The following is a 22,948-nucleotide window of genomic DNA, read 5'->3' on the forward strand; positions in this document are numbered from 1 at the left end:
AGAGGCGAGCCGGCGGCAAAAAAAGGGGGCTTGAGCGGTGCCGCCGCGTAAGAACGGCCTCCACGTCCCCCGCACCTCACGCCCGAACGGCCCCCACGCCCCCGCCCCGTACGAACGCCCCCACGTACCCCGCACCCCCTACACCAGCCGTCCGCCCCCTCAGCTGAACACGATCATCGAACCCTGTGCCAGGGATCGGGTCACCGCGGTGTGGAGGCCCTGCCAGACGTGGTGTTCGCGGGCGAAGGGGCCCGTGGCGGCGGGGGCGAGGGCGGGCTCTTCGAGGGTGGTGTGGCGGGCGGGCGGTTCCGGGGCGGCCGGGGGGCGGGCGGGGTCGATACCGATCGCGGGGGCCACGAACTCGAGTTCGCGCAGCAGCCCGTGGGAGGAGCCGAGCGGGCCGCCGCCTTCGAGGAGTTCGTCGTTGACGACGGGGTGCGGGAAGTCGAGCGGCACGTAGGCGCCCGCGTGGTCGTAGTGCCAGACCAGGTGGGAGGACTGCGCGGTGCCCTCGAACATCTCGAGCAGTTCCTCGTAGTCGCCACCGAGCGCGTCGACCGGGGTGACGGCGAGGCCCTGGAGGGCCAGCAGGTAGGCGCGGCGCAGGAAGTGCAGGGCGTCGTAGTCGAAGCAGGCCACGGGGGCCACGTCGCCGGACAGCCCCGGCATGTAGCTGTAGACCGGCACCGGCGGTTGGCCCGCCTCGGCCAGCGCCTTGTCGTAGCGGGCGAGTTCCTCGGAGAACGGGTTTTCCGGGCTGTGGCACAGCACATCCACGAGCGGCACGAGCCACAGGTCACAGGCCACGAAGCAACTCCATCCGGTCGGGAGCGTACAGCCTAAGGCGGGGGGACCGGCCGCGTCAGGAGTGCGCCGTGGCGAGCCGCTCGACCAGTGCGAGGGTGTGCTCGCCGTAGGCGCGGGTGAGGTGCAGCGCGGTGGTGATGTCGCGGCCGGCGAGGGCGTCGGCGAGGGCGACGTGGTCGGACCAGTAGACGCCGGCGAGGTCGTCCAGGGCGCGCAGGTGGGGCACCGCGTAGATCCACGCCTGGGCGCGGACCCGGTCCAGGAACTCGCTGAGGTGCGGGTTGCCGCCCATGGCCGCGAGCTCGCGCCAGAACCGCAGATCGCAGCCGATCAGTACGTCCAGTACGCCGGCCTGTGCGGCGCGCGCGGCGGCCTCGGCGCGGCGCCGTGCGGAGGCGATCGCGTCAGGCGGGGGGTCGGCGGTGCCGTACTCGGTCATCCAGCGGAAGGCCGCGTCGACGACGAAGGCGCGGGCCTCGGCGAGGGAGCGGAAGTCGGCCGCGGTGAACTGCCGCACCTGGAACCCGCGGTGCTGCTCGACCTCCAGCAGGCCCTGCGCGGCGAGGTCGACGAGTGCTTCGCGGACGGGGGTGGCGGAGACGCCGTAGGTCTCGGCGATCTCCTTGACGGTGAAGCGGCGCCCGGCCTGGAGGCGGCCGGTGAGGATCTCGTCGCGCAGCGCGTCGGCGATCTGCTGGCGCAGGCTGCTGCGCCGCACCTGCGGCCCGTCGCCGTCCCGCATATCGCCTCCTTGGCGTACCGTCCTGTTCCGCGGGCGCGCCCGCGGCACCCTCGGACACCATAGGCGACCGGCGTTCGTATGCTTATTCTTCGCCGTAATGGGTGTGCCGCGATGACCGGCGGCGGCCCGCGGCCGGGCGGGGAGCGGGAGCGGACGGGGCGATGGACGAGCTGAAGGCCGACGATCCACGCTGGATCGGTGCATACCGCCTGCTGGGGAGGCTCGGCGTCGGCGGTATGGGCCGGGTCTACCTGGCCAGGTCCGAGCGGGGCCGCACGGTCGCGGTGAAGCTGGTGCGGCCGCATCTGGCCGAACAGGACGAGTTCCGCACCCGGTTCAGGCGCGAGGTGCGGGCCGCGCGGCGGGTCGGCGGGCGGTGGACGGCGCCGGTGCTCGACGCCGACACCGAGGCCGACATCCCGTGGGTGGCCACCGGCTACGTGCCCGGGCCGTCGCTCCAGCAGGTCGTCGCCAAGGAGTACGGGCCGCTACCGGAGCGCTCGGTGCGGGTGCTGGCGGCGGGGCTGGCGCACGCGCTGACGGACATCCATGACGCGGGCCTGGTGCACCGCGACCTCAAACCGTCGAACGTGATGATCACCATCGACGGCCCCCGGGTGATCGACTTCGGCATCGCCCGCGCCCTGGAGACCGTCACCGACGCGTCCCTGACCGGGCCCGGTGCGATGGTCGGATCGCCCGCGTTCATGTCGCCCGAGCAGGTGCGCGGCGACCGGGTCACCCCGGCGTGCGACATCTTCTGCCTCGGCTCGGTGCTCGCCTACGCCGCCACCGGGCTCCAGCCGTTCGGCGCGGCCGCGAGCGGGGTGCACGCGCAGATGTTCCGGATCGTGCAGGAGCCGCCGGACCTGACGGCCGTGCCGGAGGGGCTGCGCGGCCTGGTGGCTGCCTGCCTGACCAAGGACCCGCAGGAGCGGCCGTCGCTCGCGGACGTGACGCGGATGCTGGGCACCGAGGGCGTCGAAGGCTCCGAGGGCTCCGAGAGCTCCGGCGGCACGGCGGAGGGCCGCGACGGCGATGGGGACGGGGAGCCGTGGCTGCCCGGGGCGATCGTCGCGCGGCTGGGGCGGCACGCGGTGCAGTTGCTGGAGTTGGAGGCGGAGGCCGACGAGCCGGCCGAGGCGGCGGAGGAAGACGTGCGGACCGCGGTGCTCGCCCAGGTCCCGCCGCCCGCGCCGGCGTCCGCGCCCGATTCCGCGCCCGATTCCGGCGCGGATTCCGGGGCCGGCCCCCGGGTCGAGTCCGTGGCCGGGCCGGGCCGACCACCGGCCGAGGGCACGGCCGTCACCGAGGTGCCCGCGGGCGCTTCCGGCGTCCGGGCCCCGCAGGAGTACGAGGCGACGCCGACCCCCACCCCGCCGCCGACGGCCTACTCACCGACGTACACGTCCTGGCCGGAGCAGCCGACCCCGCCCGGGGCCACCCTCCCGCCCGGCGCGACCCTCCCGCCCGGCGCGGCCGTCCCGCCGCCCCGGCTGCCGGTGCCCGAGCCCGCGGCCGCCGCGCCGCCGGGCAAGCCGCGGCGGCGGATCGTGCCGGTCCTGGCGTCGGTGGCCGCGCTGGTGCTCGTGGCCGGCGGCGTCACCGCGTACGTCGCGCTGCGCGACGGCGGGAGCGCGGGCGCGGCACCGAAGCCGAACCCGACCGCGAGCACGCCGTCCCCGACCGGGACGGGCACGCACACCGCGGCGGCGGCCAACGGGCTGAAGGCCATGATCGGCACCTGGCAGACCTCGTTCACCAGCGCCGACAACGGCGACAACACGCGGACCCTGACCGTGCACGCCAACGGCGTCGTGGAGCTCTACGGCGCCGGCGCGTCGTACTCCTGCACCTGGAACATGATGGTGACCGAGGCCGGGCCGCCGGTGGAACTCAGCGCGTCGAAGGTGGTCACCGGCTCGCCCGCGTCCTCCTGCTCGCCCGGCGACGCCAGCACGCTGAGCCTGGTGGACGCCACGCACCTGCGGCGCAGCGACGTGGACGACGGCAAGGCGCCGCTGACGTACACGAAGGTCAGCGGCTGAGGGTGGGGGCCGGCTGACGGAGGTGGCCGGCTGGTGCGCCGCGGTCATGGGTAAGCCCCGCGCACCAGGGTGGGCGGGGCTTACCGGCGGGCGTGCTCCTCGAGGCGGGCTTCAGAGGAAGGAGTTGATCTCGATCGTCTGGTTCCGGCCGGGGCCGACGCCGATCGCCGAGATCGGCGCACCGGACATCTCCTCCAGCGCCTTGACGTAGTTCTGCGCGTTCTTCGGCAGGTCGGCGAGCGTCTTGGCTTCGGTGATGTCCTCCGACCAGCCGGGGAGGTACTCGTAGACCGGCTTGGCGTGGTGGAAGTCGGTCTGGCTGTAAGGGAGTTCGTCCACCCGGCGGCCGTCGACCTCGTAGGCGACGCAGACCGGGATACGCTCCCAGCCGGTGAGGATGTCCAGCTTGGTGAGGAAGAAGTCGGTCAGGCCGTTCACCCGGGTCGCGTAGCGGGCGATCACCGCGTCGAACCAGCCGCAGCGGCGGTCGCGGCCGGTGGTGACGCCGAACTCGTGGCCGACGGTGCGCAGCTTCTCGCCGTCCTCGTCCAGCAGTTCGGTGGGGAACGGTCCGGAGCCCACGCGCGTTGTGTACGCCTTGAGGATGCCGATCACCCGGGTGATCTTGGTGGGGCCGACACCGCTGCCGGTGCAGGCGCCCCCGGAGGTCGGGTTCGACGAGGTGACGAAGGGGTAGGTGCCGTGGTCGACGTCGAGGAGCGTGCCCTGCCCGCCCTCCATGAGCACCACCTTGCCGGCGTCCAGCGCGTTGTTCAGCACCAGGGCGGTGTCGGTGACGAAGTCCTTGATCTGCGCCGCGTAGCCGAGGTACTCCTCGACGACCTGCTCGGTGGTGATGGCGCGCCGGTTGAAGATCTTGACCAGGATCTGGTTCTTGTCGTGGAGGGCGGCCTCGACCTTCTGCTGAAGGATCGATTCGTCGAAGAGGTCCTGGACCCGGATGCCGACGCGGTTGATCTTGTCCGCGTACGCCGGGCCGATGCCGCGCCCGGTGGTGCCGATCTTCCGGTTGCCGAGGAACCGCTCGGTCACCTTGTCGATGGTCTGGTGGTAGGGCGTGATCAGATGGGCGTTACCGCTGATCAGCAGCTTGGACGTGTCGACGCCGCGTTCGTTCAGCCCGCTCAGCTCGGAGAGCAGGACCTTCGGGTCGACGACGACGCCGTTGCCGATCACCGGGACGCAGCCCGGTGACAGGATTCCGGAGGGGAGCAGGTGCAGTGCGTACTTCTGGTCGCCGACGACGACCGTGTGGCCGGCGTTGTTGCCGCCCTGGTAGCGCACCACGTAGTCCACTGAGCCGCCGAGCAGGTCGGTGGCCTTCCCCTTGCCCTCGTCACCCCACTGAGCACCGAGCAGCACAAGTGCGGGCACAGGCGTACACCCCTTCCGGGCGGGGCATGTCCAACGTGCAGAGAGCCGTCGAACCTGCCCCGGAATAGACGAAGCCCCTGACGCAACGGCGCAAGGGGCTCTTGCACCAAGACTTTACCTGAGGAAGGACGAAGGTGTCGGCTCACGTCCCGGCCGGGCATTCCCTGCTCGTCGTCATCGACCCCGCCGCACGCGCCACCGACGGCGAATCCGTCCGGATCGCCAAGGACGTGCTGTGTGCCGGCGCGGCCTCGGTGAAGGTGGTGTTCCCCGAGTCCGCGGAGGAGGCCGAGCGGGCGCTGGCGCACCGCGGGCGGCGCCATCCGGTGGTGCTCGGCGACGACGCGGCCCTGCTGCGCACGGTCCGGGCGCTGCGCCGCGAGCAGGCGCTGCGCGACGCACCGCTGTCCATGGTGCCGATCGGCCCGCGGTCCACGCTGGCGCACGCGCTGGGGCTGCCCGCGCAGGTCCCCGCGGCGGCCCGGGCGGTGCTCGACGGGGTGGCGCGCGAGCTGGACCTGCTGGTCGACGAGAGCGGCGGGATCGTGCTGGGCACGCTCAGCCTCCCGTACGGCATGCCGCTGGCGCACACCGCCGCGCACTGGTGGACGCCGGTGGAGAAGACCGCGCGCTCGCTGGTGCGCACCCTGACCTCGCCGATCCCGGTCAACGGCAACGCGCCGCAGCACCGGCAGCGGCTGCGGGTGGAGGCCGACGGGGTGGTGCTCGCCGACCTGGACGAGCCGGTGCACGAGGTGTCGGTGCGGCCCGCGCCCACCGGGCTCGCGGAGGTGTCCGTGCGCCGCGCTCCGGGGGCGGCGCAGGTGTGCGCCCGGGCGCGCAGCATCACCGTCTCCGGCCGGGACTTCCGCTACCGGGCCGACTCGGCGATCGCCGGGCCGGTGCGGACGCGAACGTGGACGGTGGAGCCGTCGGCGTGGCGGCTGACGGTGCCGCGGTAGGGGCCTCGGTAGGGGCCGCTGCCTGTCCGGCCCCGGGGCGCGTCGGGCGCGTCGGGCGCGTCACCAGGTGACGAGCAGTTCCTCCGGGCCGCGTATGACGTAGCCGGGGTGCCAGGCGGGCTCCTCGACCAGCCGCATGCCGGGGGCGTCGCGCAGGAAGGCGCCGAAGGACGCGGTCAGTTCGAGCCGGGCCAGCGGTGCGCCCAGGCAGAAGTGGATGCCGGCGCCGAAGGTGACGTGCTTGTTGGCGGCCGCGGGGCGGGTGATGTCGAAGCGGTCGGGGTCGGGGAAGCGGGCCGGGTCGCGGTTGGCGGAGCCGAAGAGCAGGGCGACCTCGGAGCCGCGCGGGATCGTGGTGCCGCCCAGTTCGATGTCGTCCAGCACCCAGCGTTCGAAGAGCTGGAGCGGGGTGTCGTAGCGCAGCATCTCCTCGACGGCGCCGCGCAGCAGTTCGCCGCCCGCCGTGCCGGCGCTGCCCGTGCCGGTGACCGTGCCGGTGCCGGTACCTGGGTCGGTGCCGGACCCGACGGCCTCGCCGAGCAGGCGGAGCTGGTCGGGGTGGCGGAAGAGCTGGAGCCAGCCGAGGGTCGTGCTGTTGACGGTGGCCTCGTGGCCGGCGTTGAGCAGCAGTACGCAGGTGGAGACCATCTCCTGCTCGCTGAGCACGTCCCCGTCGTCGTACGCGGCGATCAGCGCGCTGATCAGGTCCTCGCCCGGGTCGCTGCGGCGGGCGGCGATCAGGCCGCGCAGGTAGGCGGAGAACTCCTCGCTGGCCCGGACCGCGCGCCGGGCGGTCTCCTCGCTCGGGTTCAGCTCGAACATGCCGGTGATCGCCGAGGACCAGGGGCGCAGCAGGCCGCGGTCGGCGGGCGGCACGCCCAGCATCTCGGCGATGACGGCGACCGGCAGCGGCTCGGCGACGCGGGCCAGCAGGTCCCCGCCGCCGTCCGCGCGCAGCCCGGCGATCAGCTCGGCCGCCAGCCGGTGCACCGTGGGCGCGAGGTCGTCCACCATGCGCGGGGTGAACGCCTTGGCGACCAGGCGCCGGATACGGGTGTGCACGGGCGCTTCGAGGTCGAGTATCCCGTTGCCGTTGAGGGTGGTGAACGGTTCGTGCTCCGGCGGCGGGGCCGGGCGGCCGAACTCCTCGTGGGTGAAGCGGTGCAGGTAGGTGCGGCCGAGGCGGCGGTCCCGCAGCAGGGCGCTGACGTCGTCGTAGTGCGGGACGAGCCACTGGTCGGTGGGGTCGAACCGGTGGGCGCGGCCGGCCGCCCGCAGGGCCGCGTAGGCGGGGTAGGGGTCCTTGACGAACGACGGCGACCAGGGTGCGAAGAGGGCGGTGGCGTCGTCCGGAGCCGGGGCGTGGTCCTGGGCCTGGGCGGGTGTGGTCGGGGCGGGCGTGGGCTGGGAGGTCGAGGTCATGGCAGTTCGATGAGTCCGTGTTCGCGCAGGTAGTCGAGTTGGGCGAGGACCGACAGCTCGGCGGCGGGCCACAGGCTCCGGTCGACGTCGGCGTAGACGTGGGCGACCACGTCGGGGGCGGTGCGCAGGCCGGACTCGACGGCGGTCTCGACCTGGGCCAGGCGGTGCGCGCGGTGGGCGAGGTAGAACTCGACGGCGCCGCGCGCGTCGTCGAGCACGGGGCCGTGGCCGGGCAGGACCGTATCCACCTCGGCGTCCTGGGTGAGGGCCTGGAGCCGGCGCAGGGAGTCCAGGTAGTCGCCGAGGCGGCCCTCGGGGTGCGCGACGACCGTGGTGCCGCGCCCCAGCACGGTGTCGCCGGTCAGCACCGCCTGGTCCGCGGGCAGGTGGAAGGAGAGCGAGTCGGCGGTGTGCCCGGGGGTGGCGATCACCCGCAGCTCCAGGCCCCCGGTGGTCACGGTGTCCCCCGCCGCCAGCCCCTCGTCGCCCAGCCGCAGCGCCGGGTCGAGGGCGCGGACCGGGGTGCGGGTCAGCTCGGCGAAGCGGGCCGCGCCCTCCGCGTGGTCGGGGTGGCCGTGGGTGAGCAGGGTCAGCGCCACCCGGCGGCCCTGCTCCTCGACGGTGGCGGCGACCCGCGCCAGGTGCGCTTCGTCCAGCGGCCCGGGGTCGATGACGACGGCCAGCAGGGAGCCGGGCTCGGCGACGATCCAGGTGTTGGTGCCGTCGAGCGTCATCGGCGACGGGTTGGGCGCCAGGACGCACGTCGCCCGGGCGGTGGCGGGGCCGCCGACGGTGGGCTGCGGGCGGCCGGGCGGCTGGGTGGTGGTCATGGCTGCTCCCGGGTGAACTCGTCATGGCCCGGCCAGGTCAGCACGACCCGGCCCTCGTCGTCCAGGTGCGCGCGTGCGATCACCGGCGCCAGGTCGCGGTCGGCCGCGGCGGCCAGCGCGTCGGCGGCGCGGCCGTACGGCAGCAGTGAGCGGAGCGTGGCCAGCGTCGGCGGGAGCAGGGCCATCTCGCCGCGGGTGTGCCCGGCCAGCGCCTCGGCGGGGCGCAGCCACACGGTGCGGTCGGCCTCGCCCGAGACGTCCCGGGTGCGCTGGCCCGGCGGCAGGAGGGCCAGGAAGAACCAGGTGTCGTACCGCCGCCGCTCGAACTCGGGGGTGATCCAGCGCGCCCACGGGGCGAGCAGGTCCGAGCGCAGCACCAGGTCGCGGGCGGCCAGGAAGTCGGCGAAGGCGAGGTCGTGGGCGACCAGGGCGGCGCGGTCGGCCTCCCACCGCTCCCCGGTGGTGTCGGCGACGACGCTCGCGCCGTCCGGCCCGGCGAGCAGCACCCCGGCTTCCTCGAAGGTCTCGCGGACCGCCGCGCAGACCACCGCCTGCGCCTGCCGCTCGGGCACGCCGAGCGCCCGCGCCCACCACTCCAGGGGCGGCCCGGCCCAGCGCACCGGCCGCTCGTCCCGCGGATCGACTCCGCCGCCCGGATACGCGTACGCCCCCGCGGCGAACGCCATCGACGCGCGGCGGCGCAGCATGTGCACGGCCGGGCCGCCCTCCCGCGCGGGATCGGCACCCGCCGCGAGGGCGGCGCCCGCCTCGGCATCGCGCAGCAGCAAAACGGTCGCGGCAGGACGGGCCGCGACCGGGACCAGCTCACCGCGCGCCAGGGCGCGGACGCGGTCGGCCCAGTCCGCGCCGAAGGTTGCACCGTTGTTGCTGCTCATGGCCGGAGCCTACGTCGCCCGCGACGGTTTGTTCGAGGGTCACCCGAACGGCTGTGGACAAACCCCCGGCCGGCTCGGCGCTACGCCACCGGCCACGGCTCGACGCCGACCACCGCGTCCACCCGCAGCGGACCGTAGACGTGCGGGAACTCCTCGCCCCCGGGGACCGGCGGCTCGTAGCGGACCGGCACGTCGAGCCGCGCCACCTCGATCACGAGGACGACCAGGTCGGTGCGGTCCGGCTCGGCGCCGTAGAGCAGCGCGGCGACCCCCGGGAGCTGGTGGCGCAGCGAGCAGTGGATGAAGCCGACGTCGCCGAGGGTGCGGCCGCGGGTGGACATCTCGTAGCTGCCCACCGCGCGGGCCTCGTCCCACAGGGCGCGCTCGGTCAGGTGCAGGATCAGGTCCGGCCGCGCGCCTTCCGGACGTACGGGCGCGGCCTCGGGGCCGGTGTGGGTGTCGGCCTCGGTGCCAGGGCCGGTGCCGGTGCCCAGGCCGGTGCGGTCCGCCGTGCTGTCGCCCATCGTGCGCTCCTCACGTCGTTTCCCGTACGGCGCGTGCGTCACGTGCACTGTGTGCGTCCGGTACGTGCCGCCCGCACCGGACGTGCGCCCGCCGTGCGCCGGGCCGGCACCGGCCACCAGGGGCCGGAAACCGGCCGGGACCAGCTTCCACCAACCGGGATCAGTCGGCGAGTTCGACCTGGATCTCGACCTCGACCGGCGCGTCCAGCGGCAGCACCGCGACGCCGACCGCGCTGCGGGCGTGCACGCCCTTGTCGCCCAGCACCGCGCCGAGCAGTTCGCTGGCGCCGTTGACGACCGCGGGCTGCCCGGTGAAGTCGGGCGCCGAGGCGACGAAGCCGACCACCTTGACCACGCGGGCGATCCGGTCCAGGTCGCCGGCGACCGAGCGGACCGCCGCCAGGGCGTTCAGCGCGCAGGTCGCGGCGAGCTCCTTGGCGCGCTCCGGGCTGACCTCGGCGCCGACCTTGCCGGTCGCCGGCAGCTTGCCCTCGACCATCGGCAGCTGCCCCGAGGTGAAGACGTACGCGCCGGAGCGGACCGCGGGCTGGTAGGAGGCCAGCGGAGGCACCACCTCGGGCAGCGTCAGCCCCAGCTCGGCCAGGCGCGACGCGACCGCCCCGCTCACTCCTTCTCCCGCTTGAGGTAGGCAACGAGCTGCTCGGTGTTCGGGCCCGGGACGACCTGGACCAGCTCCCAGCCGTCCTCGCCCCAGTTGTCCAGGATCTGCTTCGTCGCGTGCACCAGCAGCGGTACGGTCGCGTACTCCCACTTCTTCGCCATACCGCGACCTTAGTGCCTCGCCGGGCCCGGCCCTCCCGCCACCCGGCCGCGGCGGCGCCGCGGTCCGGTGCCGGTCCTGCTCGGGCCTCGCGTCTGCCCTGCGGCCACCCTGCTGAGGCCCCGCTGCGGCCGCGCTGAGGCCCTGCCGAGGCCCCGCTGCGCCGAGTGAACCGGCGGCCGGAGGGGTGACCGGGCCGCCGAATGGTTAGGCTCGCAAGGTGAGCCCTCAACAGTCATCAGCCGTCAGGCTCCACGTCGTGACGGGCAAGGGCGGCACGGGCAAGACCACGGTCGCCGCCGCGCTGGCGCTCGCCCTCGCGGCCGAGGGCCGCCGCGTGCTGCTGTGCGAGGTCGAGGAGCGGCAGGGCATCGCCCAGCTCTTCGAGACCGAGGCCCTGCCGTACGAGGAGCGCAGGATCGCTTCCGCATCGGGCGGGGGCGAGGTGCACGCCCTGGCCATCGACGCCGAGCTGGCGATGCTCGACTACCTCGACATGTTCTACAAGCTCGGCCGGGCCGGCCGGGCGCTGAGGAAGCTCGGCGCGATCGACTTCGCCACCACCGTCGCCCCCGGCCTGCGGGACGTGCTGCTCACCGGCAAGGCGTGCGAGGCGGTCCGCCGCAAGGACAAGGCGGGCTGGCCGGTGTACGACTCGGTGGTGCTCGACGCCCCGCCGACCGGGCGCATCACCCGCTTCCTGAACGTCAACGACGAGGTCGCGGGCCTGGCCAGGGTCGGCCCGATACACAACCAGGCGCAGGCCGTGATGAGGGTGCTCAAGTCCCCGCAGACCGCGATCCACCTGGTGACGCTGCTGGAGGAGATGCCCGTCCAGGAGACGATGGACGGCGTGGCGGAGCTGCGCTCGGCGGGGCTTCCGGTGGGCGCGGTGATCGTCAACATGGTGCGGCCGGTGCTGCTGGCGGACGCCGAGCTCACGGAGCTGGCCGCCACCGAGGGCGGCACCGAGGGCAAGGGGACGGCGTCGGGCACGGCGTCGGGGCCGGTGTCCGGGCCGGGCAACGGCAAGCGCCGGGCCGCGGTCGCCAAGGCGCTGTCCCAGGCCGGGCTCGGCGGCGCGCGCCGCGGCGGTGTCGCCGAACGCCTCGTCGACCCGCTCTTCGCCCAGGCCCACGAGCACGCCCAGCGGGTGGTGCTGGAGCGCGAGCAGCGCGCCGAGATCGCCGCGCTCGGCCTGCCGGTGCGGGAGTTGGAGCTGCTCGGCGACGGGGTGGACCTCGGCGGGCTCTACCGGCTCGCGGAGAGCCTGCGCCACCAGGCGGTGGCGCCCGCCCGCGAGGACGCCTTCGCGCCCGTGGCGCCGGACGAGCCGGACCTGGCGGAGGAAGCGGAGGAAGCGGTGGCCGCGGACGATGACTGAGCCCCATGGCCGCAACAGCCACACCACCGCCCCCGCGCGCGACGCCCGGCCTGGCAGCACCACCAGCCCCGGGAGTCCCACCGGCACCACCCCGTCAACCCCGCCGCCCCGCGTGTCCCGCCCGCCCCGCGTACCGCGCACCCGAGTCCTGAGGTCGTACGGATGAGCCTGGAAAGCCCCCTGCTGGAGATCGACCCGCTGCTCGACGACCCCAAGGCCCGCATCATCGTGTGCTGCGGTTCCGGCGGTGTCGGCAAGACCACCACCGCGGCGGCGCTCGGGGTGCGCGCCGCCGAGCGCGGGCGCACGGCGGTGGTGCTCACCATCGACCCGGCGCGCCGTCTCGCGCAGTCGATGGGGCTGACCGAACTCGACAACACCCCGCGCGAGGTGGCTGGAATCGATCGGTCGGCCGGTGGGTCGCTGCACGCGATGATGCTGGACATGAAACGGACGTTCGACGAGGTCGTGGTGCAGCACTCCGACCCCGAGCGGGCCCGCGCCATTCTGGAGAACCCGTTCTACCAGTCGTTGTCGGCCGGATTCGCCGGCACCCAGGAGTACATGGCGATGGAGAAGCTGGGCCAGCTGCGGGCCCAGGACGCCTGGGACCTGATCATCGTGGACACCCCGCCGAGCCGGAGCGCGCTGGACTTCCTCGACGCCCCCAAGCGGCTCGGCTCGTTCCTGGACGGCCGCTTCATCAAGCTGCTGATGGCGCCGGCGAAGGTGGGCGGCCGGGCCGGGGTGAAGTTCCTCAACATGGGCATGTCGATGATGACCGGGACCCTGAGCAAGGTGATGGGCGCCGGGCTGCTGCGCGACGTGCAGACGTTCGTCGCCGCCATGGACACCATGTTCGGCGGGTTCCGCACCCGGGCGGACGCCACGTACCGGCTGCTCCAGGCGCCCGGGACCGCGTTCCTGGTGGTCGCCGCCCCCGAGCGGGACGCGCTGCGCGAGGCGGCCTACTTCGTGGAGCGGCTGGCCGCGGAGGACATGCCGCTGGCCGGGCTGGTGCTCAACCGCGTGCACGGCAGCGGTGCCGACCGGCTCACCGCGGAGCGGGCGCTGGCCGCCGCCGAGGCGCTGGAGGACGCTGCCGCGGAAAATGGGGCCGACGGCGGCATTGTCGATCTCCCCGCCGGGAAAGCTGACTTCGGCGGGCCCGGCAGCCTCGAGGGCGCCGCGGAGGGCGCCGGGAAGAGCACCGCGCAGGGGGGCGCGGACGGCGCCGCGGACAGCCGCACGGACCGCAGCGCGCAGCGGGCCCAGGGCCGTACGGAGCTGCTCACGGCCGGGCTGCTGCGGTTGCACGCCGAGCGGATGCAGGTGGTGGCCCGCGAGCGGCGCACGCGGGACCGCTTCGTGTCGGTGCACCCCGACGTCCCCGTGGTCGACGTCAGGGCGCTGCCCGGGGACGTGCACGACCTGGCGGGGCTGCGGGAGATCGGGCTGCTGCTGGGCGGCGGTCAGCCGGCCGCGGCGTAGTCCTCGTCCGCCTCGTCGCCGATCGGCAGCAGTCCGGTGCTGCGCTCGTACTCGGTACGGGCCGTCTCCAGCAGTCTGCGCCAGGACGTCACCGTCGGACGGCGGCGCAGCAGAGCGCGGCGTTCACGCTCGGTCATACCCCCCCACACACCGAACTCGACCCGGTTGTCGAGCGCGTCCGCCAGGCACTCGGTCCGCACCGGGCAGCCGGTGCACACCGCCTTCGCCCGGTTCTGGGCCGCACCCTGGACGAACAGCTCGTCCGGATCAGTCGTCTTGCACGCGGCCTGCGTGCTCCAGTCCGCTACCCAGCTGCTCATGCTGGCGCCGTCCTCTCCCGAATCGAGGCTCCCCCACGGCGGCGAACGGCATATTCACCGTTGCCAGTTGAGGACGTTACGGAAGGTAGGCGCGACGCAACAGCCCTTTCAGGCCCAATCTTGCATGGCCCGAATGGACTATGCGTGCGCGGCAGATCACCCAACGGAGTGAGCCGCGAATAAAACGGACGAACGGGAGGTTTCGGGATCTCCCGTCGCCCGGGGGGAGCCAAGTCCCCCGGCATATACCAGAATTCGGGCAGTTCTCATCACTCACAAGAGTGACGATGGAAGGTAAGGGGCAGCGATGCCCTCGCGCCCCACTTGCTCCAGGGTAGGCGACCACCCCGCCGCGCGTCCGGGAAACGGCGAGGCCCGTACGGCGTGGGTCGCGTACGGGGTCCCGTGCGGCGCCCGCCCCGTCATACGCCGGCGCACAACCGGAGAGTCCGGCCCACCGTGAGCCGGCGCGCGCCCCGCCGCCCGCGATCACCTGCGGCGGCCGTCCGTGACCCGATTCCGTCACGAAGGTCACGGCATCGCAATGTCACGGTCTCGTACGCGTCCGCCCGGAAAGCCACCAAGGCCTCGGGAACACTCAGGATCGGGGTTTAGGCTGCTCTGCATGGCTCACAAGCGTTCCGGTGGGGGAGTGTCGACGGCCCAGCAGGTCGCGAAATTCCTCGGTGTCAGCGTGTTGGCCGGGGTGGTGCTCGCGGGAATCGCGTTGCCCGCCGCCGGTGCCCTGGGGCTGTCCGCGAAGGGCACCGTCAAGGGCTTCGACGACCTGCCCGGCGAGTTGAAGCAACCGCCGCTGAGCCAGGCGTCCAAGATCCTCGACGCCGACGGCGGCCTCATCGCCACCGTCTACTCGCGCGACCGCACCGTGGTGCCGATCACGCAGATGAGCCCCAACATCCTCAACGCGCTGGTCGACATCGAGGACTCGCGGTTCTACGAGCACGGCGCGATCGACCTCAAGGGCATCCTGCGCGCGCTGAGCCACAACGCCTCCGACAGCGGCACCCAGGGCGCCTCCACGCTCACCCAGCAGTACGTGAAGAACGTGTTCGTGGAGGAGGCCGGCGACGACCAGAGCAAGGTCGCCCAGGCCACGCAGCAGACCGTGGGCCGCAAGATCAAGGAGATGAAGTACGCGATCCAGGTCGAGAAGGAACTCGGCAAGAAGAAGATCCTGGAGAACTACCTCAACATCACCTTCTTCGGTGAGCAGGCGTACGGCATCGAGGCCGCCTCGGAGCGGTACTTCAGCACCCACGCCAAGGACCTCACCCTCCCGCAGGCCGCGATGCTGGCCGGGCTGGTGCAGTCCCCGACCGGGTACGACCCGATCACCTCGCCGAACGCCGCGACCGAGCGCCGCAACACGGTGCTGGCGCGGATGGCGCAGCTGAAGGACATCACCCCGGCGCAGGCCGCGGCCGCGGAGAAGGCCCCGCTGGGCCTGAAGACCAGCACCCCGAAGAACGGCTGCATCACCGCGGTCAACGGCGCCGGCTTCTTCTGCGACTACGTCCGCGAGACCTTCCTGCAGAACGCCGCCTTCGGCAAGACGAAGGAGGCACGGGCGAAGGTCTGGAACACCGGCGGCCTGACCATCCACACCACGCTCGACCCGAAGGCGCAGAAGTCGCTGATCTCCGGGATCAGCAACCACGTCTACAAGAGCGACGCGGTCGCCGCGGCGATGACCATGGTGCAGCCCGGCACCGGCAAGGTCGTCGCGATGGGCCAGAGCAAGCAGTACGGCGTCGGCAAGAACGAGACGCAGATAAACTACTCGGTCGACGAGGACATGGACGGCGGCCTCGGCTTCCAGAACGGTTCGACGTTCAAGCCGATCACCGCGGCGGCCGCCCTGGAGGCGGGGTACAAGCCGTCGCAGACCTACCCGTCGCCGAACAAGATCCAGTACCCCGACGTGACCACGTGCAGCGGGTCGGTCCTGCACAGCGACAAGACGACGCAGAACGAGATGACGTCGGAGGTCGGGCCGTACTCGATGCCCGACGCGCTGAAGCAGTCGATCAACACCTACTTCGTGGCGCTCGAGGCCGACGTCGGCCTGTGCCCGATCGTGAAGATGGCCGGCAAGCTCGGGCTCGGCCGGGCCGACGGCAAGCCGCTGGTGCAGGGCGCGTCGCTCACCCTGGGCACCAACGAGGTGTCGCCGCTGTCGGTGGCCGCCGCGTACGCCGCCTTCGCCAACCGCGGTGTCTACTGCACGCCGATCGTCATCAACTCGGTGACCAACGCCCAGGGCAAGCACCTCACGGTGCCGAAGTCGCTGTGCTCGCAGGCGATGTCGCAGGACACCGCGGACACCCTGAACACCATGCTCAAGGGCGTCGTCGACGACGGTACGGGTACCGCGGCCAACCTCACCGGCCGGGAGACCGCCGGTAAGACCGGTACCACCGACAACCGGTACGCCGCCTGGTTCGCCGGCTACACCCCGAACCTGGCCTCGGCCGTGTGGATGGGCGACCCGTCGCACAAGCAGCAGATGATCGACGTCACCATCGGCCCGCGCTACTACGACAAGGTCCAGGGCGCCGACGGACCCGCGCCGATCTGGAAGGACGCGATGACCGGCGCCCTGGAGGGCACCCCGGTGGAGAACTTCACCACCGTGAAGCTCGACGTGCCCGACCCCAGCTCGTCCGACAAGTCGGCCAACGGCGACAACACCGGCGACACCAACGGGAACAGCGGCACCGACAACGGCAAGGGCAAGGGCAAACACGGCGGCGGCCACGGCGGCTTCACGGTGATGGGTGCGACGACCGGGGCGATCACCGACGGCGGCACCAGTACCGCCGGCGGGACCACGGGCGGCACCACCGACGGCGGTACGACCACCACCGGAGGCACCACCGGGGGCACCACCACGACCACCGGCGGCACCACCGACGGCTCGGGCGGCGTCATCCTCCAACCCTCCGGCGGCGGCACCGGCTTCCCGTAACGCCAGGGGTACACCCGTAAGGGAACAGCCGTATACGTAAGGGGCGCCCTCTTGGATGGGCGCCCCTTACGTATGTCCGGCTTCACGGATGTCCGGCCTTACGTATATCCGGCTTCGTTTGTCCGGTGCTCGCGCAACGGACCTCCCGGCGAGGCGGACCTGCCGGGGTCAGCCCGCGGCGAGCTGGCGCTTGACCTCGGCCGCCACCCGGCCGCCCTCGGCGAGGCCGGCGACCTTGGGGTTCACAAGCTTCATCACGGCGCCCATCGCCTTGGGCCCGGAAGCGCCGGACTCCTCGATCGCCGACCGTACGACGGCCGCGAGGGCCTCGTCGTCGAGCTGCTTGGGCAAGTACTCGGCCAGCACCTCGCCCTCCTCCTTCTCCCGCTGCGCGGACTCCGCACGGCCGCCCTGCGCGAACGCCTCCGCGGCCTCACGGCGCTTCTTCGCCTCGCGGGCGATCACCTTCAGCACCTCGTCGTCGGAGAGCTGCCGGGCGGTGGCACCGGCCACCTCCTCCTTCGTGATGGCGCTGAGGGTCAGCCGGATCGTGGCGGAACGCAGCTCGTCGCGGCTCTTCATCGCGGCGGTCAGGTCGTCGTGCAGGCGCTGCTTGAGGGTCGTGGTCATGCCCCGATTTTCGCACCGCCGCGCGGCGGGCGCGCCGGATTAACCGGCGACCCCGGGGGGATCGTACAGTCGCACCTTCCTACCGTCGCATTTGCCCCTGTTCCGGGGCCGTACCAGCGTCCACACGGGGTGTGGACTCTGACACGATGGACGCATGCGCGCGCGATACGGAATCCCCCTGGGTGTGACGGCGGCAGGCGCGGCCTGCGTGGCCTATGCGGCCGGTTTCGAGGCGCGGTCCTTCCGCCTGCGCCGGGTGGAGGTTCGGGTCCTGCCCGAGGGCATGCGGCCGATCCGCATCCTCCAGCTCTCCGACATCCACATGGTCTCCGGGCAGCGCAAGAAGCGCCGCTGGCTCCAGTCGCTGGCCGGGCTGCGCCCCGACCTGGTGGTGAACACCGGCGACAACCTCTCCGACCCCACCGCCGTCCCCGAGGTGCTCGACGCCCTCGGCCCGCTGCTCCGCTTCCCGGGTGCGTACGTCTTCGGCTCGAACGACTACTACGGCCCCAAGTTCCGCAACCCGGGCCGCTACCTCGTCGAGAAGGCCCGCGGCCAGCACGGGCTCAACGGCAAGAGCTCCGGCGCCCACGGCGTGATCCGCAACCCCTGGGGGGAGCTGCGGGACGCCTTCGACGCGGCCGGCTGGGTCGGCCTGAGCAACACCCGCGGGCGGCTCAAGCTCGACGACGGGGCCGTGCTCGGCCTCACCGGGCTGGACGACCCGCACATCAAGCGGGACCGGTACGCGGACGTGGCGGGCGGCCCCGATCCCGACGCCGACTTCAGCCTGGCCCTCGTCCACGCCCCCTACCTGCGGGTCCTCGACGCCTTCACGTCCGACCGCTATCCCCTGATCCTGGCCGGCCACACCCACGGGGGCCAGCTCTGCATCCCCTTCTACGGCGCGCTGGTCACGAACTGCGACATCGACACCGACCGCGTCAAGGGCCTCTCCACCCACACGGCCACCGGCTTCACGTCCCACCTCCACGTGTCCGCGGGCTGCGGCACCAACCGCTACACCCCGGTGCGGTTCGCGTGCCCCCCCGAGGCCACGCTCCTCACCCTCACCTGACCACTCCCCCGGCCCACTCCCGGTCCACCCCCGGCCCGCCTGCGGCCCGCCCCCGAAACCGGATTTCGCCTCCGGCTCCGGGTCCGCTAGAGTAATCCTCGTTGCACCGGGGTGTGGCGCAGCTTGGTAGCGCGCTTCGTTCGGGACGAAGAGGCCGTGGGTTCAAATCCCGCCACCCCGACTGGCGAACACGCAGGTGATGGGCGGTCTTCCGATCAGGAAGACCGCCCATCACGGCGTTCCGAGGGGGTCTTGGGAGAATATTGGGAGAAGATCTTGGTCGGGGGCTCTCTTCTTCTCCCTTCTGGCCTGGTCTTTCTCCCGATCTCAGGAGCGCGTCGAGCGCCCCGACCGAGGAGCCCGGGCTATCTGGCGCCGGGCTACGATCGCCTCCCCCCACTGCTCAGTGAGCGCGTCCATGAGGCGGGAGCGGGTGTGCCCGCCGTCGCGCGGCGGACGGGCGTTGAGCTGTGGCTCGGCCATGCCGGGCGCGGCGCGAGCCGGTCGGTACGCCGCCCTGGAGGCGGGCAAAGTGCTGGCGTCCGTCGGCGCGGGGGGGGCGTTCCTCGAAGATGCGGATGATCTCCGCGAGGTGGTAGGCGGTGAAGCGGTAACTGCCGCCGAGCCGGGTGAACGGAATCCGTCGGCGTCGCGCCTGTCCCTTGACCCACCACTCGGAACAGCCGATGACAGCGGCGATCTAGGCGGGCCGATAGATGGCAGGCAGGTTGTCGGGAGGGGATGAAGGCATGGCAGACCTCGTGAAGGCGCGGGCGCGTGCGGTCAGCAATCAGGGGGCGGTGGGGCGAGGACGACCGCTCACAGGAGAAACGTTCCGCCGGACGCCAAATCGCCCAAGAACAGTCGATCTTGGGCGAATCACGTGGTGCGTTCTGTCACGAATGAACTTAATAGGGTGACCCCGACGGCGCGCCAACGCTCTGGGGTCCGGCGCAAGGAGCCCAAACTCCCGATACAGATTCATCGTAGCCGCCATGCGCGCGGCTTCACGGTCATGCCCAACACGCTGCTGCAGGACCGGCGGCTGTCGTACACCGCCCGCGGCCTGCTCGCCGACCTACTCTCCCGCCCCGACGGCTGGCGCGAGGACGGCCGACACCGTACCCAGCACGGGTCCGGGTAAGCGGCGGGATGTTCCTGTCCACGCTCCTCGCTGGCGGTGACCGAGGCAGCGGCGCTGCTCCACCGCGTGACCGCAGCGGAGCCTCGCCTGCGCCTTGGCGCGGCAGAGGCCATGACGCTCGCGCCCCTGGTGACGCCCTGATTGGAACGCGGCCTGGGCCCGCGCGACCTCTCCTTCGCCCTGCTGGGGCGGCCTGCCCGAGCGGGTCCACAGCGCGTCGACCTTCATGCGTGACCGCCTCATCCGCAAACTGCCCCCGGCACCGGAGCCGGTCACCACGCCGCCGAAGCCCCGCTGGCACGAGTGCGCCAGCTGCGCGCGGCCGATCCCGCACGAGGGCGTCTGCCGGGCCTGCGCGGGCCTGGATGCCACGCTACCCGGCGCCGTAGACGAGCGCGCCCGTGCCGCCGCACGCGGACGAGCCCTGGTCTGCGCCGCCCTCAACGGCCACCGCCCAGGCCCGCTGGTACCGAAAGAGCCTGACCTCACCTCTCGCGGCCTGAGGCCGTCCCCGCGCCCGGCCCTGCCCTGCCGCGCGCCCCGCCGCCGCCCACCGCCATGCCTGGAGTTCCGCATGCCCACGTCCATCCCGCCTCAGACCGACCGCCCCATCCCGATACCGGAGCGGACCCGCCCCCGGTCCCCACCCTTCGACCGCCTCGCGATCCTCCTGCTCGGCGCCTGCGGCTGCGTGCTGTCCTTCGACTCGCTGCGCCAAGTCGCCCTGGCCACCCACGTGCGGCCGGACCTGAGCTACCTCAGATCGACGGGTTCGTGCGCCGCGCCAAGCCGCAGCCTTGATCGCAGCGAGGCCGAATCGACTCACCTAGGATCGTCCGACTCCTCGCGCAGCGCTTCCAGCGCCTCGGCGGTGGTGAGCTGCTGGTCCTTGCTGCCGTCCCACCGCGCGAGTGTCACGGCAGCCGCGTGCATCAGGGAGTCCGGCAGCCCCGCGTCCGCGAGTAGGCCGGCGACGTCCTCGATCTCCGGACCCAGCGCCAGGCCCGGGCGGCGGTCTTCGGGATGTAGTCGACCGCTACGTCGGTCGCCACCCCCACCCGCCAGCCGACGGCCGCAACTCGTCCAGCCCGCATAGCACTTCACCCGGGCAGAACACCATGGCCGCGATGTTCGCGCAGTAGGCCTGCCGCAACTCCTCCGCCGGCCCCACCAGCTGACAGCGGATTCGGATCGCCCCGACGGTGGACGGATACGTCCGCTCGGACACATCCCGAGGACGTACGTACGCGCCTCGTCCCCCGACGGTCCACGAGCGAGCACGAGGGGCCGCCGCACATCCGCACCTTAACGAACGGCCCCGTTCAGGCTCAGCCCGACTGAGCGCTGTCGGTCGGTGTAACACTTCCCGTCCAAAGGAAGTCACGAGCTCGTGTCGTCGCCACGAAGAGCTGGCGGCGGGCGAGTTCACGGCGCTCGTGGTCGGCCTCTGCGTTCCCTTCTCCCTTGGGTATCGCAGCGTCGTGTCGTGGGAGGTAGACGCGCTTGAACTCCAGTCCCTTGGAGCGCTGGTAGCTCCCGAGTTTCACGCCAGGCACCGAGCGGCCCTCGTAGCGTTCCAGCAAAACGACGGGAATACCCGACCCGACGAGCAGCCGCCGGTAGTGCTCCAGCAAGCGCTTGGATGAGCAGAGTACGGCTGAATCCGCCTGCTGTTCCGCGTCGAGGCTGCTCAAAGCCTCGAGCAGCACCTTGTCGTGCTCCTCCCAGGTCGGCCACACGCCCTGCTCCACCGCTCCTTCCTGGTAGGTGAATTCCACATCGCGACGCCCCGACAGGCGCTCACCGTCGATGTCTTCGAAGGAATCTTCTGCAACTCCGTCCAGGGCAACCTCAAGGATCTCCTTGCGGTTGCGGTAGTTGATGCGCAGCACCTGACTGCGGTCGCCGCGGACTTCAATGCCCGCGTCGGACAGCCGGAAGCCTCCTGGGTAGACGGCCTGCTGGCCGTCACCCACCAGCAGCAGGCCGTTCGATGCTTCGCCGGCCAGGGCGTACAGGAGCTTCGCCCCGACGAGGGTGAGGTCCTGGACCTCGTCCGCGATCACCGCGGCGTACGGCGGCCGGCCCCCTCCCTGCACCTCGGCCAGCGCGAGGGACAGCACGTCGTTGAAGTCGTGCACTCCGCGCTCCATACGGTTCGACTCATACGCTTCGTAGAGCGCCCAGACGGCCTCTTTGTGGTGGCGCCGGAGCGTCGTGCGGCGACCGGGCCGCCGCACGGTGACGTAGTCGGCGAAGGCGGTGATGCCGCGGCCCTTGATGACGTACGTGATCTCCTCGTGCCAGTACTGCGGCTGGGGGACGAGATCGGCAAGGACGCTTGCGCGGCCGACCCGTCGCCAAGCCAGGCTGAACGCGGTTTCCGCCTTTTCCGCGCTCAGGTTCACCTGCACACTCCGCGACCGCAGGTAGTCGAGAGCCCACGCGTGCAGACTGTGGAAGTCCACGCGATCGGCGACGTGCGGGGCGAGGGAGGAGAGGAACGTCTGCTGGACGCGGGGCAAGTTGCTCGCGAAGGTCACGTACAGGACGCGGCCGGTTGTGCGTTGGGCCAGGTAAGCCGTGCGGTGGAGGGCGACCACCGTCTTACCGGTCCCGGCCGGGCCGCTGATCCGGGCGGGAACTGCCCAGTTACGGCGGACCAGCGCGGCCTGGTCGGGGTGGAGGAACGTCATCCACTGCTCGATGGGGGCGCGCATGGCCTCGTCGAGAGCGGCGTCACGCATCGCGTCGACGTCGAAGAGTCCCAGCGGCGCGCCATCGGAAGCCGCCGCCGTGCCTGTCGGCTGCGAAGCCTCGTCCACCGATGCGCTCTCGTACCCCTGGAGGGTCCGCTCAAGGTGGTCGGCGAGAGCGCGTACCGTGGCCGGGCGCATTCGGACGCTGCGAGATACGAGCCATGGGCCGATCTCGCGCTCTCCGAGAAGGTGTACTCTCCCCAGCAGCGGCGCGTCGAGCTGCTTGCCCGCGAAGACCACGAGCGGTTGCACGGCCACCGGAGTCATGCCGAGTTCCCCCGAAGCCTCCACGACGGTGCGCGTCACTTGCAGAAGCCGCTGAACATCGCCGTCGCGGGGCTCACCGGCCGCACGGAGCTTGCCGTCGACGACGAACGGCTCGGCTTCCCCGTCCTTGACGTCGACGACGAAGATCCCGGCGGGGCCGACGAGCACCATGTACGCGCCCGCCCCTTCCGCGCCGGGCCAGCGGCGGTCGACCAGCAGCCGCCAGCCCCCCTTGCCGGTCAGCGTGAGCAACTGAGCGGCGACCTGCCGCTCCCCCTCACTCGCCCGCTCCCACCGTCGGGCCACCTGCCGCGCGGCCTGCCAGCGCTCCCGTAACTCCCGCTCCTTGCGCCGCGCTTCCTGCCCTCGCCGTTCTGCCGATCCGCCTACCCCCACAGCCCCACCCCTCTCACACGGAACAACGATCATAGGACGGTGTGCGACAGCGGCGACAGGCCGCGCTGCCCGCCGAGCCATTG

Annotated in this window: 19 protein-coding genes and 1 tRNA gene; 8 read left to right on the top strand and 12 right to left on the bottom strand. The window is 72.3% G+C overall.

Annotated elements, in window-relative coordinates; genetic code table 11:
• Positions 1 to 159: 159 nt before the first annotated feature.
• Complete coding sequence (locus tag WA788_RS32895) at positions 160 to 807, bottom strand: hypothetical protein (RefSeq protein WP_335983832.1); 648 nt, start codon at positions 805 to 807, stop codon at positions 160 to 162.
• Between the two features lie 55 nt (positions 808 to 862).
• Complete coding sequence (locus WA788_RS32900) at positions 863 to 1,549, bottom strand: GntR family transcriptional regulator (protein WP_335983834.1); 687 nt, start codon at positions 1,547 to 1,549, stop codon at positions 863 to 865.
• Between the two features lie 161 nt (positions 1,550 to 1,710).
• On the opposite strand from WA788_RS32900, the gene WA788_RS32905 reads away from it, so the two are divergent.
• Positions 1,711 to 3,597: a serine/threonine-protein kinase gene (locus WA788_RS32905; RefSeq protein ID WP_335983836.1), complete on the top strand. Its 1,887-nt coding sequence runs from the start codon at positions 1,711 to 1,713 to the stop codon at positions 3,595 to 3,597.
• Between the two features lie 111 nt (positions 3,598 to 3,708).
• Here WA788_RS32905 and WA788_RS32910 read toward each other — a convergent pair whose 3' ends face one another.
• Positions 3,709 to 4,992, bottom strand: coding sequence for an adenylosuccinate synthase (locus WA788_RS32910; RefSeq protein WP_335983838.1), 1,284 nt, complete (start codon positions 4,990 to 4,992; stop codon positions 3,709 to 3,711).
• Between the two features lie 134 nt (positions 4,993 to 5,126).
• Between WA788_RS32910 and WA788_RS32915 the strand changes: the two genes are divergently transcribed.
• Positions 5,127 to 5,954, top strand: coding sequence for a diacylglycerol kinase family protein (locus tag WA788_RS32915; RefSeq protein ID WP_335983840.1), 828 nt, complete (start codon positions 5,127 to 5,129; stop codon positions 5,952 to 5,954).
• 60 nt (positions 5,955 to 6,014) lie between these two features.
• On the opposite strand, the gene WA788_RS32920 is transcribed toward WA788_RS32915, so the two are convergent.
• From WA788_RS32920 to WA788_RS32945, 6 genes are all read right to left on the bottom strand, one after another.
• Positions 6,015 to 7,376 carry a cytochrome P450 gene (locus WA788_RS32920; RefSeq protein ID WP_335983842.1) on the bottom strand — a complete coding sequence of 454 codons (1,362 nt, stop codon included), beginning with the start codon at positions 7,374 to 7,376 and terminating at the stop codon, positions 6,015 to 6,017.
• A complete protein-coding gene (locus WA788_RS32925) occupies positions 7,373 to 8,206 on the bottom strand; it encodes an MBL fold metallo-hydrolase (protein WP_335983844.1) in 834 nt (277 codons plus the stop codon). Before WA788_RS32925 ends, WA788_RS32920 begins: the two co-directional genes overlap by 4 nt.
• Complete coding sequence (locus WA788_RS32930) at positions 8,203 to 9,102, bottom strand: NUDIX hydrolase (RefSeq protein ID WP_335983847.1); 900 nt, start codon at positions 9,100 to 9,102, stop codon at positions 8,203 to 8,205. The genes WA788_RS32925 and WA788_RS32930 overlap by 4 nt, the downstream gene beginning before the upstream one ends.
• 80 nt (positions 9,103 to 9,182) lie before the next feature.
• The gene (locus WA788_RS32935; protein WP_335983902.1) at positions 9,183 to 9,506 is read right to left on the bottom strand and encodes a DUF952 domain-containing protein; all 324 of its coding nucleotides are present in this window, start codon (positions 9,504 to 9,506) and stop codon (positions 9,183 to 9,185) included.
• A 280-nt stretch (positions 9,507 to 9,786) separates the two neighbouring features.
• A complete protein-coding gene (locus WA788_RS32940) occupies positions 9,787 to 10,254 on the bottom strand; it encodes a RidA family protein (RefSeq protein ID WP_335983849.1) in 468 nt (155 codons plus the stop codon).
• Entirely contained in the window at positions 10,251 to 10,409 is a 159-nt protein-coding gene (locus WA788_RS32945; protein ID WP_202234418.1) for a DUF4177 domain-containing protein, read from the bottom strand. The genes WA788_RS32940 and WA788_RS32945 overlap by 4 nt, the downstream gene beginning before the upstream one ends.
• Positions 10,410 to 10,627: 218 nt before the next feature.
• Between WA788_RS32945 and WA788_RS32950 the strand changes: the two genes are divergently transcribed.
• Together WA788_RS32950 and WA788_RS32955 are read left to right on the top strand one after the other, a co-directional pair.
• Positions 10,628 to 11,791 (top strand): ArsA-related P-loop ATPase, encoded by a 1,164-nt coding sequence (locus WA788_RS32950; protein WP_335983852.1) that lies wholly within the window; start codon positions 10,628 to 10,630, stop codon positions 11,789 to 11,791.
• A 162-nt stretch (positions 11,792 to 11,953) separates the two neighbouring features.
• Positions 11,954 to 13,282 (top strand): ArsA family ATPase, encoded by a 1,329-nt coding sequence (locus tag WA788_RS32955; protein WP_335983854.1) that lies wholly within the window; start codon positions 11,954 to 11,956, stop codon positions 13,280 to 13,282.
• On the opposite strand, the gene WA788_RS32960 is transcribed toward WA788_RS32955, so the two are convergent.
• Complete coding sequence (locus WA788_RS32960) at positions 13,264 to 13,602, bottom strand: WhiB family transcriptional regulator (RefSeq protein WP_335983855.1); 339 nt, start codon at positions 13,600 to 13,602, stop codon at positions 13,264 to 13,266. The genes WA788_RS32955 and WA788_RS32960 overlap by 19 nt on opposite strands.
• Before the next feature lie 625 nt (positions 13,603 to 14,227).
• Between WA788_RS32960 and WA788_RS32965 the strand changes: the two genes are divergently transcribed.
• A complete protein-coding gene (locus tag WA788_RS32965) occupies positions 14,228 to 16,591 on the top strand; it encodes a transglycosylase domain-containing protein (protein ID WP_335983857.1) in 2,364 nt (787 codons plus the stop codon).
• Positions 16,592 to 16,759: 168 nt separating this feature from the next.
• Here the strand turns inward: WA788_RS32965 and WA788_RS32970 are convergent, their stop codons facing one another.
• Positions 16,760 to 17,221: a GatB/YqeY domain-containing protein gene (locus WA788_RS32970; protein ID WP_335983860.1), complete on the bottom strand. Its 462-nt coding sequence runs from the start codon at positions 17,219 to 17,221 to the stop codon at positions 16,760 to 16,762.
• Positions 17,222 to 17,375: 154 nt separating this feature from the next.
• Here WA788_RS32970 and WA788_RS32975 point away from each other — a divergent pair, with 154 nt between their 5' ends.
• From WA788_RS32975 to WA788_RS32990, 3 genes are all read left to right on the top strand, one after another.
• On the top strand, positions 17,376 to 18,299 hold the full coding sequence (locus WA788_RS32975) for a metallophosphoesterase (protein WP_335983862.1): 924 nt from the start codon (positions 17,376 to 17,378) through the stop codon (positions 18,297 to 18,299).
• A gap of 107 nt (positions 18,300 to 18,406) precedes the next feature.
• Positions 18,407 to 18,480, top strand: a tRNA-Pro gene (locus WA788_RS32980).
• Between the two features lie 834 nt (positions 18,481 to 19,314).
• Positions 19,315 to 19,443: a hypothetical protein gene (locus tag WA788_RS32990; protein WP_335983864.1), complete on the top strand. Its 129-nt coding sequence runs from the start codon at positions 19,315 to 19,317 to the stop codon at positions 19,441 to 19,443.
• Between the two features lie 1,328 nt (positions 19,444 to 20,771).
• Here the strand turns inward: WA788_RS32990 and WA788_RS32995 are convergent.
• Entirely contained in the window at positions 20,772 to 22,898 is a 2,127-nt protein-coding gene (locus tag WA788_RS32995) for a nuclease-related domain-containing DEAD/DEAH box helicase (RefSeq protein WP_335983866.1), read from the bottom strand.
• Positions 22,899 to 22,948 lie beyond the last annotated feature (50 nt).

This window comes from Streptomyces sp. CA2R106, from assembly GCF_037034245.1.
In the GTDB taxonomy this organism is placed as follows: domain Bacteria; phylum Actinomycetota; class Actinomycetes; order Streptomycetales; family Streptomycetaceae; genus Actinacidiphila.

Bases quoted from the DNA above. Each gene is read 5' to 3' on its own strand.
- WA788_RS32975 (WP_335983862.1), top strand. From the start codon at position 17,376: ATGCGCGCGCGATACGGAATCCCCCTGGGTGTGACGGCGGCAGGCGCG.
- WA788_RS32945 (WP_202234418.1), bottom strand. From the start codon at position 10,409: ATGGCGAAGAAGTGGGAGTACGCGACCGTACCGCTGCTGGTGCACGCG.
- WA788_RS32990 (WP_335983864.1), top strand. From the start codon at position 19,315: ATGCCCAACACGCTGCTGCAGGACCGGCGGCTGTCGTACACCGCCCGC.
- WA788_RS32995 (WP_335983866.1), bottom strand. From the start codon at position 22,898: ATGATCGTTGTTCCGTGTGAGAGGGGTGGGGCTGTGGGGGTAGGCGGA.
- WA788_RS32970 (WP_335983860.1), bottom strand. From the start codon at position 17,221: ATGACCACGACCCTCAAGCAGCGCCTGCACGACGACCTGACCGCCGCG.
- WA788_RS32960 (WP_335983855.1), bottom strand. From the start codon at position 13,602: ATGAGCAGCTGGGTAGCGGACTGGAGCACGCAGGCCGCGTGCAAGACG.
- WA788_RS32965 (WP_335983857.1), top strand. From the start codon at position 14,228: ATGGCTCACAAGCGTTCCGGTGGGGGAGTGTCGACGGCCCAGCAGGTC.
- WA788_RS32925 (WP_335983844.1), bottom strand. From the start codon at position 8,206: ATGACCACCACCCAGCCGCCCGGCCGCCCGCAGCCCACCGTCGGCGGC.
- WA788_RS32905 (WP_335983836.1), top strand. From the start codon at position 1,711: ATGGACGAGCTGAAGGCCGACGATCCACGCTGGATCGGTGCATACCGC.
- WA788_RS32900 (WP_335983834.1), bottom strand. From the start codon at position 1,549: ATGCGGGACGGCGACGGGCCGCAGGTGCGGCGCAGCAGCCTGCGCCAG.
- WA788_RS32955 (WP_335983854.1), top strand. From the start codon at position 11,954: ATGAGCCTGGAAAGCCCCCTGCTGGAGATCGACCCGCTGCTCGACGAC.
- WA788_RS32920 (WP_335983842.1), bottom strand. From the start codon at position 7,376: ATGACCTCGACCTCCCAGCCCACGCCCGCCCCGACCACACCCGCCCAG.
- WA788_RS32930 (WP_335983847.1), bottom strand. From the start codon at position 9,102: ATGAGCAGCAACAACGGTGCAACCTTCGGCGCGGACTGGGCCGACCGC.